At 49.0% G+C, this 11,550-nt stretch carries 11 protein-coding genes; 5 read left to right on the top strand and 6 right to left on the bottom strand.

The annotated features are described in order from the left end of the window. From OGV77_RS04860 to OGV77_RS04850, 3 genes are all read left to right on the top strand, one after another. Positions 1-541, top strand: a 541-nt coding sequence (locus OGV77_RS04860; RefSeq protein WP_286502621.1) for a VENN motif pre-toxin domain-containing protein, incomplete at its 5' end; no start/stop codon positions are given. Positions 542-983: 442 nt separating this feature from the next. Continuing rightward, complete coding sequence (locus OGV77_RS04855) at positions 984-1,229, top strand: YmjA family protein (RefSeq protein ID WP_080625653.1); 246 nt, start codon at positions 984-986, stop codon at positions 1,227-1,229. An 86-nt stretch (positions 1,230-1,315) separates the two neighbouring features. Beyond that, entirely contained in the window at positions 1,316-1,792 is a 477-nt protein-coding gene (locus OGV77_RS04850; protein WP_016151966.1) for a cold-shock protein, read from the top strand. Positions 1,793-1,937: 145 nt separating this feature from the next. On the opposite strand, the gene OGV77_RS04845 is transcribed toward OGV77_RS04850, so the two are convergent. Beyond that, complete coding sequence (locus tag OGV77_RS04845; protein WP_043017853.1) at positions 1,938-2,327, bottom strand: VOC family protein; 390 nt, start codon at positions 2,325-2,327, stop codon at positions 1,938-1,940. A 135-nt stretch (positions 2,328-2,462) separates the two neighbouring features. After that, positions 2,463-2,765 (bottom strand): putative quinol monooxygenase, encoded by a 303-nt coding sequence (locus OGV77_RS04840; protein WP_080625651.1) that lies wholly within the window; start codon positions 2,763-2,765, stop codon positions 2,463-2,465. Positions 2,766-3,194: 429 nt separating this feature from the next. Here OGV77_RS04840 and mmuP point away from each other — a divergent pair, with 429 nt between their 5' ends. After that, the gene (mmuP, locus tag OGV77_RS04835; RefSeq protein WP_087051659.1) at positions 3,195-4,598 is read left to right on the top strand and encodes an S-methylmethionine permease; all 1,404 of its coding nucleotides are present in this window, start codon (positions 3,195-3,197) and stop codon (positions 4,596-4,598) included. Beyond that, on the top strand, positions 4,585-5,517 hold the full coding sequence (gene mmuM / locus OGV77_RS04830; protein WP_087051658.1) for a homocysteine S-methyltransferase: 933 nt from the start codon (positions 4,585-4,587) through the stop codon (positions 5,515-5,517). Before mmuP ends, mmuM begins: the two co-directional genes overlap by 14 nt. 488 nt (positions 5,518-6,005) lie before the next feature. Here the strand turns inward: mmuM and OGV77_RS04825 are convergent, their stop codons facing one another. The 4 genes from OGV77_RS04825 to OGV77_RS04810 all read right to left on the bottom strand — a co-directional run bounded on the left by OGV77_RS04825 (position 6,006) and on the right by OGV77_RS04810 (position 11,541). Then, a complete protein-coding gene (locus tag OGV77_RS04825) occupies positions 6,006-7,472 on the bottom strand; it encodes a PAAR domain-containing protein (RefSeq protein ID WP_179947985.1) in 1,467 nt (488 codons plus the stop codon). A 7-nt stretch (positions 7,473-7,479) separates the two neighbouring features. Further along, positions 7,480-8,172, bottom strand: coding sequence for a hypothetical protein (locus OGV77_RS04820; protein WP_286502620.1), 693 nt, complete (start codon positions 8,170-8,172; stop codon positions 7,480-7,482). A 232-nt stretch (positions 8,173-8,404) separates the two neighbouring features. Beyond that, on the bottom strand, positions 8,405-9,451 hold the full coding sequence (fbpC, locus tag OGV77_RS04815; RefSeq protein ID WP_087051655.1) for a ferric ABC transporter ATP-binding protein: 1,047 nt from the start codon (positions 9,449-9,451) through the stop codon (positions 8,405-8,407). An 11-nt stretch (positions 9,452-9,462) separates the two neighbouring features. Beyond that, positions 9,463-11,541, bottom strand: a complete 2,079-nt coding sequence (locus tag OGV77_RS04810; protein WP_080625649.1) for an ABC transporter permease — start codon at positions 11,539-11,541, stop codon at positions 9,463-9,465. Positions 11,542-11,550 lie beyond the last annotated feature (9 nt).

The following is an 11,550-nucleotide window of genomic DNA, read 5'->3' as shown; positions in this document are numbered from 1 at the left end:
TAGCGATATTCAGCGGGGTATTCAGGCTGCCGTAGGCGCTCTGCAGGGGCTGGCTGGCGGTGATATTGGCGCGGCGCTGGCGGGTGCATCGGCACCGGAGCTTGCCAATATCATAGGCCATAAGGCGGGCCTCGATGAGGATGATATCGCGGCTAAAGCCATCGCGCATGCGATACTGGGCGGTGCTGCGGCGGCTATGCAGGGGAACAATGCAGCAGCCGGAGCGGCTGGCGCAGCGGCAGGAGAGCTTGCTGCGAATGCGATACTGAAAACGATGTATCCGGGCAAGCACGTCAGCGAGCTGGATGAAAGTGACAGGCAGTTAGTCAGCAATCTTGCGACTATCGCATCCGGTCTGGCAGGTAATCTGGCCGGTGGTGATTCGAAAAGCACGACAACGGGTGCGCAGTCTGGTAAAAACGCAGTTGAGAATAACTCGCTCAGTGGTGATCGGGCCCGCGAAGCGGCGAAACAGGCTGCTGAATCCCTGAAAAATCAGGTCAGGGAAAAGCTGGCTGAAAGCGGAACTGTCCTGCGCTGATTACGTTCGTGGGTGAATACTAGCCGTACCTGTCAGCATACTGTGCAGGGGGAAAGCGGTTTTTTGCGTAGTAGCTCGTGGTTTTACGGGTCATCTGGTAAAACACCTGAATCTGCTTGGGCAACGGCGGGTTCTGGCATAAAATTTGTGTCAGCGAAAATCAACTTCTTGTAAATAGTCATGTGCTAAGCGGAATAAAGGTGTTTGTGCTCCTTTGCTTCTACACTATTTAACCTATGGCTATCACACCGTAATTAATAAAAATGTCGTCATTTAAAAATGGCATGTTTATTAAATGCAAAGTGGCTCCAGAAAATAGTGTTGATATATGTAATGTGTTACAGCCAATAAAACAGATCGCGAACCATGAAATAAGAATGCTATCATTCACATCAGACGCGGCAGGCAACTGCTGGCACACGCATTCACACCGGAGCACCTGATGAACAACGACATTCCGCTAAAATATTATGATATCGCCGACGAGTACGCGACCGAGGCCGCAAAGTCGGTGAGCGATGCCGAACGCGACGCGCTGGCGCATTACTTCCAGCAGTTGATCACTCGTTTGATGAACAACGAAGAGATCAGTGAAGAAGCGCAGCAGGAGATGGCAACCATGGCCGGCGTCGACCCACTGCGTATCGATGATATCGCGGAGTTCCTCAATCGCTGGGGTAACGAGTAGCCAAAGACATGGCCTGTGTTTTACACTGCGCGCAAATTGAGTAGATATACTCTACGAGTATTAGGTTTAATCAGGCGGAAACAGCAATGAACGGAACAATCACAACGTGGTTTAAAGATAAAGGCTTTGGATTTATCAAAGATGAAAACGGCGACAACCGCTATTTTCATGTGATTAAGGTTGCTAATCCTGAGCTGATCAAGAAAGACGCGGCGGTGACCTTCGAGCCTACCACCAACAACAAAGGCTTGTCTGCCTATGCGGTAAAAGTCATACCAGACAGCAAATACATCTATATCGCAGGCGAGCGTCTGAAGCTCACGGCGATCAAGTCATACCTGGTCTACAGCGAAGAAGTCCCTGCTGAGACTCGTATCGACAAAGAAAATGCGGTGCTGTCTGTTGGCGTGCTGATGAATAGCATCCGACCGAAATCAGACGTCAAGCCTGGCGAAATGCGCACGCTGAAAAAGCTGGCGATCACCACCTTCCAGGGGACGACGCTGATTTTCTCGGAAGATGAAATCGATATCGACGAGACGGTGAAACTGCTTAAGGTCTGAAGCACTGCGGGCTGAATGAATACCGAAATCCTGCTCTTTATTGAAGCGGGGTTTCGGTATTTTTATTTCGGCGTGGGAAGAACAACGTTGTGCCAGAAACAGACATCCAGTTGAGTTGGATACGTCTAATGACCACATATGGTGTTTACTTTCTCTGTAATAAATCCCATCGATTACCATAGAGGTCCTCAAAAACAACAACGGTACCGTATTCTTCTTCTCTGGGGGCTTCGCAAAACTGAACGCCAGCCAACTTCATTGCATTGTAATCATGCCAAAAATCATCGGTTTGCAGAAACAGGAATACGCGTCCGCCACATTGGTTACCGATGAATGCTTCCTGAATCTCATTAGCCGCTCTGGAAAGTAACAAATGACAGTCACTGTCGGGGTTCGGTGATACCACAACCCAACGTTTCCCCGGTTGCGGAGTATCTTCAATCAGGGTAAAGCCGAGCTTATTTGTGTAGTAATCGATAGCTCTGTCGTAATCATCGACAACAATCGAAATATATCCCAGACATTTTTTATTCATTTTTAATAGGCCACCCAGTTTCAACTTACTATTTGTACTTGCTATTTTATCATTAACAGCAGCGCTTTTAAGCATTCTGCCAAAAAGTTATTTCCTTACTTTCGTTATTACCCTCCTGACCATATTCCTCTATTTTTAAGCAACAGTCGGATTTACCACGTCATCCATCAGTGTGTAACGTGCTTCCTGGCGTGAGTAGTGATCGATTAACGGTACAAGTCGTCGGAAATGTTCGCTGGCACAATGTTCATCGAGAGCCGCGTGGTTTGGCCATTCTTCGATAAAAACAAAATGGCCCGGATCTTTTTCATCAATATAGAGGTCATATGCAATGCACTGCGGTTCTTTCTTCGTTGCCGATATTAGCTCACGATACAAAGGGAGAACGGTTTCAATGAACTCAGGTTTGATGAAATCTTCGGCAATGACCTTTAACATGCAGCCTCCTGGCTGAAAATGAATGCACACTATGCGATGAAGATATATTTAGAGCAAGACGCCACAGTGTTATTTCGGTCAGCGAGTGAGTTATTTCAGCTATCAATCAGATGATCCGCAAATCGCAAAGGCCGATCCCGGCCAGCGGTGCTTAAGCACTCATTCGGTTGTATGAGCGGAGAGATACGGTTCCCACTTCCGGGTGAGCGTCAGCCGACGACCACGTTGCCAGAGTTTATATAAAGTCTGGCAACGGAGGTGTTATGAGCTGGCGGCCCTTTTTGTATTTGATTATTAATCCTCACCCGATATTAAGCGCCCGGCGTGGTCATCTGCGTCTGGTACAGGGTTGACTTTGCATTCTGTTAACAAACGCGGTATAACAAACCTTCTTTGGATGTTTAGATGTCCATACGTTTAGAAGGTCATATGCAAACAACACAACAAAATGTGCCACTGAAGCGCACAATGAAAACGCGTCACCTGATTATGCTCTCCTTAGGCGGCGTGATTGGCACAGGGTTATTTTTTAATACTGGGTACATCATCTCCACCACCGGAGCGGCGGGAACGCTGCTGGCCTATCTGATTGGTGCGCTGGTGGTCTGGCTGGTTATGCAGTGTCTGGGCGAACTGTCGGTGGCGATGCCGGAGACGGGGGCGTTTCACGTCTATGCTGCGCGCTATCTTGGCCCGGCAACGGGGTATACCGTGGCCTGGCTTTACTGGCTGACCTGGACCGTGGCGCTGGGTTCGAGTTTTACCGCCGCCGGATTTTGTATGCAGTACTGGTTTCCACAGGTGCCGGTATGGGTTTGGTGTGTGTTGTTCTGCGTGATTATTTTTGGCCTGAACGTTATCTCCACGCGCTTTTTTGCCGAAGGGGAGTTCTGGTTCTCGCTGGTAAAAGTTGTCACTATCATCGCCTTTATCATCCTCGGTGGGGCGGCGATTTTCGGTTTTATCCCGATGCAGGATGGTTCCCCCGCGCCGGGGCTGAGTAACATCACGGCAGAAGGCTGGTTCCCGCACGGCGGCTTACCGATCCTGATGACTATGGTGGCAGTGAACTTTGCTTTTTCGGGCACCGAGCTTATCGGCATTGCCGCGGGTGAAACAGAAAACCCGCGCAAGGTTATCCCGGTGGCGATTCGTACCACCATCGCGCGGCTGATTATTTTCTTTATTGGCACCGTGTTTGTGCTGGCAGCGCTGATCCCGATGCAGCAGGCGGGCGTGGCGAAAAGCCCGTTTGTGCTGGTGTTTGAGAAAGTAGGGATTCCGTACGCCGCCGATATTTTTAACTTCGTGATCCTGACGGCCATCCTGTCTGCGGCGAACTCCGGGCTGTACGCTTCCGGGCGCATGCTGTGGTCGCTGTCGAATGAACGTACGCTGCCAGCCTGTTTTGCCCGAGTGACAAAAAACGGTGTGCCGCTGACGGCACTGTCGATCAGTATGCTTGGCGGTGTGCTGGCGTTGTTTTCCAGCGTGGTGGCTCCGGATACGGTATTTGTTGCGCTGTCGGCAATCTCCGGATTTGCGGTGGTGGCGGTGTGGCTGAGCATCTGCGCCTCACATTTTGTTTTTCGACGCCGTCATCTGCAACAAGGTAAGGCATTGAGTGAATTACATTATCGTGCGCCGTGGTATCCGCTGGTGCCGGTATTAGGTTTTGTGTTGTGCCTGGTGGCCTGTGTAGGGCTGGCATTCGATCCAGCGCAGAGAATTGCGTTGTGGTGCGGGTTACCGTTTGTCGCGTTGTGCTATGGTGCTTATTTCCTTACTCAACCCCGTAACGCAAAACAGGAGCCAGAACATGTCGCAGAATAATCCGTTACGCGCTCTCCTTGATAAACAGGATGTCCTGTTGCTGGATGGCGCGATGGCGACGGAGCTGGAAGCGCGAGGGTGTAACTTAGCCGACAGCCTGTGGTCAGCCAAAGTGCTGGTAGAAAACCCGGAGCTTATCCGCGAAGTTCATCTTGACTATTACCGGGCGGGGGCGCAATGCGCGATCACCGCCAGCTATCAGGCGACGCCGGCGGGCTTTGCCGCGCGAGGTCTGGATGAAGCGCAGTCGAAAGCGCTGATTGGCAAAAGCGTGGAGTTGGCGCGTAAAGCCCGTGAAGCATATCTGGCAGAGAACCCGCAGGCGGGCACGCTGCTGGTGGCGGGATCCGTCGGGCCTTACGGCGCGTATCTGGCGGATGGCTCTGAATACCGTGGCGATTATCAGTGCAGCGCCGAGGCGTTCCAGGCGTTTCATCGCCCGCGCGTGGAAGCCTTGCTGGATGCCGGGGCCGATCTGCTGGCCTGTGAAACCCTGCCAAATTTTGCCGAAATTCGCGCACTGGCTGAGTTGTTGACCGCGTATCCGCGTGCGCGGGCATGGTTCTCGTTTACCCTGCGCGACAGCGAGCACCTGAGCGACGGTACGCCGCTGCGCGACGTGGTCGCTTTCCTTGCGCAATATCCGCAGGTGGTGGCGTTAGGCATTAACTGCATTGCGCTGGAGAACACCACTGCCGCGTTGCAGTATTTACACAGCTTAACGGCGCTGCCGCTGGTGGTGTATCCGAACTCGGGCGAGCATTACGATGCGGTGAGCAAAACCTGGCACCATCACGGTGAGCATTGCGCGCAGCTGACGGATTATCTGCCGCAGTGGCAGGCCGCAGGCGCAAGGTTGATTGGCGGATGCTGTCGCACCACGCCTGCGGATATTGCCGCGCTAAAAGCGCGAAGCTGAGAGTTTATCGGGCCTACAGTGAATGATGTGGCGATACGGCTGGATTGTTGATCAGATATAGGGTGCATTGATATAAAATTAAAGAAGGGACTCCAATGGAGTCCCTTTATTCAAAATGCAATAAACATACTTAGCAACACAGGAATACATAAAATCCACAGTACTGCTTCAATTTTAAATCCTAGTGTTAATTTGCAAGGCAAGCCTCTTATTAAATTGTAACCCTCTATGCTCATACCATAATTAGAAATTTTATTATATTTGAAAATTAAAGTCTCCATAATAAACGCGACTTTAGTCAAATATAATCCTGGTGTGGTAAATAGACTTGCATTTTTACATATTATTGCTGTAACAGGTAATGGTCCGATTTCCTTTTCATAGATATCAACAATTTTTTATATGCTATTTTGTTGTAAAAATAAAAGGTTATTATTAATAATCCATTAAGCATTAAAGCAAAGCTAATGATAATTTTTATATCATCTTTATTTTGAATGAAAAAAGTTTTCATAGATAATATGATCTCCTACATAATTACCTAATTTTTCACCAGCGTCCTCGCCATATTTTTCTGCAATCTTACCTGACGTAATAGTAACACCGACCCCTGTAACAAAACACAGAGTAGCACCGACACCGCCTGCTTCTATAGTAGAAATCCCTAATACCCAGGTACAAAGCGCAGTCGCAGCACGCCCTGCAACAGCTCCTGCCAGTATACTACTGCCCTGTTTTAAACCAAACTTACTATATTCTGTTATCGCCGCTTTTTTACAAGCACTTTCACGACCTTTTGAACAAGCGTCATAAACATTTGATGTATATCCGGCAAAATCTAAACCTATGCCAACAAAACCAACTGTTTTCATTAGATTCATTAGTTTTGCCGAGCGCTCAATATATGTAGCATAACCTTCAATATTATCTATTCCCGTTTTATCCCATTTATACATAATTGAACTTGTAGATAAACCTAATGCTTTTTTAATGCTATTATATTCTTCTAATTTAAGCTGGGTTTTTGAAAATTTGTTTAAAACAGCATCTAGCTTTTTAAACAGTCTTGCCCGTTGACCAAAGAATTCTTCCCCCGATATAATTCCTTTGTTGTGGCCATACGTATCTTTATACAACTCCTGAATTTCAATTAATATTTTTTTTATTTCTTCGTAATAACTTTTACCTACTTCACTAATATAACCAAAACCATCTCCAGCATTTCCTAAATAATCACCGAAAAGTTGATATGAAAATGCATCCACGGCTCCTCTGTTATCATGCAATAACTTTGCATCCTGCAAGGTAAGTGGGGCCAGAGCTTTATCAATTCGATCACGCGCTTTTTGCAATGTTTCAATCTGTTGCTGATCTTGCTTTTCAGGATCAACAACAATCAGAATTGAACCAGGTTGTTTTTTCATATCAGGGTTCAGTTTGTGATACAGCTCTCTCGTACCCTCGGGGGGGTTAACGAAAATATACGGCTCATATGTTGATGGCTTTGACTCATAGGGCAATACACAAAATCCCCCATCGACAGGCTCACGAGGCGGTTTATCCTCTTCACCCGGACAATATGGTCCAGGTGCCATCGTGAGCGGTTTTGGCGAGTTCTGCGGCGCTACAGAGACCACTCTGTTTGTGACTGGCTTAGGTGCGGAGAGAACTTCACTCTCATAGAAATAAGTGACATTTGAAATTGAGTTAATAAATCTGCATTTGCAGGGGCATGTGCCAACGCTATGTGCTGTTCCGGCAGCTTGAACACCATGTATAAAATAACCCGGTTGTCCTCCTACTATGTGGTAGAGTTTTTTATCTTTACCGCATATATAGCTATCGCCATGTCGTGCCGTTGGCTGTCCGTCGAGTATATGATTAGTACAACCTGTTAAAATAGTACCACCGCAGGTTGTTTTATCACCGACCCTTAAAAAATATGCAATTCCCATACAATTCTCATTTTAATAAAGTTAATTTTTCCGGATTGCAAAAAATCCAGTCATTTTTCCATGTTGTCATGTAAACACAGTCTTCGATTTTATTTGATTCTTTGAATTGCATATTATTATAAGCGATTAGACTTTGTTCTTTTAAATAGTCATTATGATAATTACATTGCGATTGAGTATGACTTAGAAAATCAGGGAGTCTTTTCTTCCACATTTGATGAAATCTATCTGTAACTTCTTCAGGTATTTTTAGGGTAGGGAATTTTTCATTTTCACTGAAACTGCTAAAAGTATATTTGACGGGGATTATAACTTGAGCCAGATGATAACCATGATATATAATATTGTATTGTTTATCAGCCCATAAACCCGCACTCAACAGCAGATAATAATCATCACTATTTTTGATGATTTTATTATTTTTTACCATTTCCTCAATGTTAAAATCATTCAGTGCATATACGCTCCACTTTTCATTAAATTTTTTCTCTAGGTAAACAGAGTAAATTGATGCTTCCATCTTTGAATAAAAGATTAAAATCCCCTCGATACTTCGATCGTATTTCCTCCACAACGGTTCTAACATTTTTTCGTTTTTATGCGTTGTTTTGTTGTATATCCCGCTGACACGACCCAATACCCATAATTCGTGCTCGCTTATATATTGAGTGATTTGGTTTTCTTCCTGGTAAAAATACATTTTTGAATCTCTCTCATCCGTTGAAAGCGTGATGACATACTATTTTCTCTGTAAAAGTTGTGCGGCTGATCGCATAAGTAATAAAAAAGCCTGAATCCATTTAAGGATGATTCAGGCTTGGAATAATTAAGTTTATCTGTATTTATTTAATAAATATTTTATAAGAATTTTTCCTTCTCTATAATCAAATTAATTTTATCTGGTCCGTTGTTTGATCGTAGCCCGGCACAAATCATGCCGCATCCGCCAGGACAAACATGCCGTACGGGTGGATTTCGAGGTAATACTGCTCGCCGACGTCCGGCTGCAGACGCGTAGCATTGACCTGCAATAAAATCTCCTGCCCGTGCCACTCCACCGTGACCTCATACTGGGGTCCCATATACGCGACGTGGCGGATCACGCAGCGCTGACTCTCTTCACCGCGATCGCTGAGCGTGATCGCTTCCGGACGCACGCCGACCATGCCTTCACCTTGTGTATCAAAGTGCAGCGGGCGCGGCAGATGATAGCCGTAGATATCAACGTATTTGTCGCTGAAGGTAGCCGGGAACAGGTTGGCATCGCCCATAAAGCTCGCCATAAAACGGGAGGCGGGCTGGCGATAGAGATCCTGCGGTGAGCCGATCTGCATGATATGTCCTTTGTTCATCACCAACACGGTATCAGAAACCGCAAAGGCTTCGCTCTGATCGTGGGTGACGTACAGCGAGGTGATATCAAACTGCTTTTGCAGTTCGCGGATCTTGTCGCGCATGCTGCGACGCAGGTTGGCGTCGAGGTTACTTAACGGCTCATCAAACAGCAGCACTTTCGGCTTGAGGATCAACGCGCGGGCCAGCGCCACGCGCTGTTGCTGACCGCCGGAAATCTGATCGACAAAGCGGTCTTCGAATCCTTCCAGATCCACCATCGCCAGCGCCTCTTTGACGCGTGCTTTCACCTCTGCGCGCGACACGCCGAGCATCTTCAGGCCATAACCGACGTTCTCCCCCAGCGACATATGCGGGAACAGGGCATAGGACTGAAACACCATACAGATATCACGCTGCTGAATAGAGCGATGAGTGACGTCTTCGCCATCAATGTAAATCTGTCCTTCGCTCGGTTTTTCCAGCCCGGCGACCAGGCGCAATATGGTGGTTTTGCCGCAGCCGGATGGGCCGAGCAGGGTCACCATTTGCCCCTGCGGGATGGTGAGGTTGATATTGTCTATTACCGTATTACTGCCAAATCGTTTAGTGACGTTGCGCAGTTCAACGAAATTTTTCTGAGTCATAGTGCGCTCCATTACGCCTGGTTTTTGGCTTTTGAACGGGAGGTACGTGATTCACCGATCAGCCAGTCAAAGATGAAAATAATCGCCAGCATCACCACGATCAGAATGGAACCGTAGGCAATCGCCACGCCGTATTCGCCGTCTTCCACGCGGTTCAGGATGTAGGCCGTCGCCACGCGGGTATCCGGGGTGACGAGGAACACAATGGCGCTGACGGTGGTAATGGCGCGCACAAAGCTGTAAATCAACGCCGAGAGGATCGCCGGGCGCAGCAGCGGCAGCAGAATGTGTGTAATGGTGCGCAGAGAACCGGCGCGCAGGCTGAGCGAGGCTTCATCGAGCGATTTATCGATTTGGCCTAAGCCCGCGATACCCGCCCGGATACCGACCGGGACGTTACGCATCACCATCGAGATGATCACGATGGCGGCGGTGCCGGTGAGATACACCGGGGCGCTGTTAAAGGCCAGAATGTACGACACGCCCGCGACGGTGCCCGGAACGGCAAAGCACAGCATAGTGGTGAACTCGATGGTCTTTTTGCCTTTAAACTGCTGGCGCACCACAATCCACGCGATCAGCAGACCGAAAATCGCGGTGATCGGCGCGGCAATCCCGGCGTAGAGCAGGGTGTCGAGCAGTGAAGGCCACGCGCCGTCGCTCATCCCCTGACCGAACAGTTTGGTAAAGTTCGCCAGCGTCAGGGTGTAGTCCACGCCCCAGTTGACGGTGAAACTGCCGTAGAAAATGCTGCCGTAGAGCAGGGCGTTAAAGACAATCCACACCGCCAGCAGTGCGACCACGCTCCACACCAGCGTGACTGGTAGCGGCTGCACGTCGCCCCGGTAGGATTTACCGGAAACGGTGACGTACGAGCGTTTACCAATCCACATATACTGCACGCAGAACACCAGCAGCGAGAACAGTAGCAGGAAGGCACCCAGCGTACTGGCGGCCTGGTAGTCGAGCTGCGAACCGGTGATGTAGAAGTAAATTTGCGTAGCCAGCACGTCGAAGTTACCGCCGAGCACCAGCGGGTTGCTAAAGTCGGCCAGCGACTGCACCACCACAATTAAAAAGGCGTTCGCCAGCGCCGGTTTCAGCAGCGGGACAAACACGCCGTTAAAGGTCTGCCAGCGGCTGGCGCGCAGGGTATATGACGCCTCTTCCAGCGATGGATGAATGGTTTTGATTGCTCCATCGAGGATCATAAACGCCATTGGCGTAAAGGCCAGCACCTGCGCCAGCCAGATACCAGTAAAACCATACAGCCAGTTGGTGTTGGTTAAACCAAACCATTCGACCATAAATTCGGTGATGTAACCGGAGCGTCCCATCATCAGCGTGACGCCTAAACCGACGACAAACGGCGGGGTGACGATCGGCAAAATCGAGAAAATACGTCCGATGATGGCGCTGCGTCTGGCGATACGAGTGGTATAGATAGCCAGTACCAGACCAAAGAAGGTACAGCCGACGCCGACGGCAATCGACAGCATAATTGAGTTGAGGATCACCTGAATGATATGCGCTTGCGACAGCACATTCATAAACGCCAGCGGGGCAAATTCTCCGGCGTCGTTGGTGAACATCGGAATGAAAATGGCGATGCTCGGCCAGACGATAAAAATACCGATCAGAGCGACTATCGCGGTGAGCGAGCCGATGACGAAACGGTCGCCGCCCAGCCATTCCAGGCGAGTGAGCGCCAGGGTCATGATTGCGCCAAGTGCCACAAACAACACGATGGTGGCATAGCCTAAGCCGCGGCCCTCAAGGGTGGCGCTGGCGACGATAAAGGCCATACAGAAAAATGCCCATCCCGCGTCAAGATAATGGCGGTTGCGCTGCTCGCGTCTGGCTTCATGGAATGGACGCACCAGCAACAGGCTTGGCAGCAGATACCAGAGCCAACTGATATTGAACTGTGACCAGCCGTAGGCGGCGAGTATTTCTTCGCGCGTGGACTCCAGCAGACCATAGTCCAGGCTCCAGCTCGGAAGCAGGGCAAACGCCAGCCAGCCGAGCAAAACCCAAAGGAATATCGCATCCCGTTTTTTCACGGGATGGAGTGCAAGTGTGTGTGACATAGCGTTTCC

This window comes from Citrobacter sp. Ce129 (assembly GCF_030334545.1).
Lineage (GTDB): Bacteria > Pseudomonadota > Gammaproteobacteria > Enterobacterales > Enterobacteriaceae > Citrobacter > Citrobacter europaeus.
This window is presented reverse-complemented; position numbering and strand designations above follow the sequence as displayed.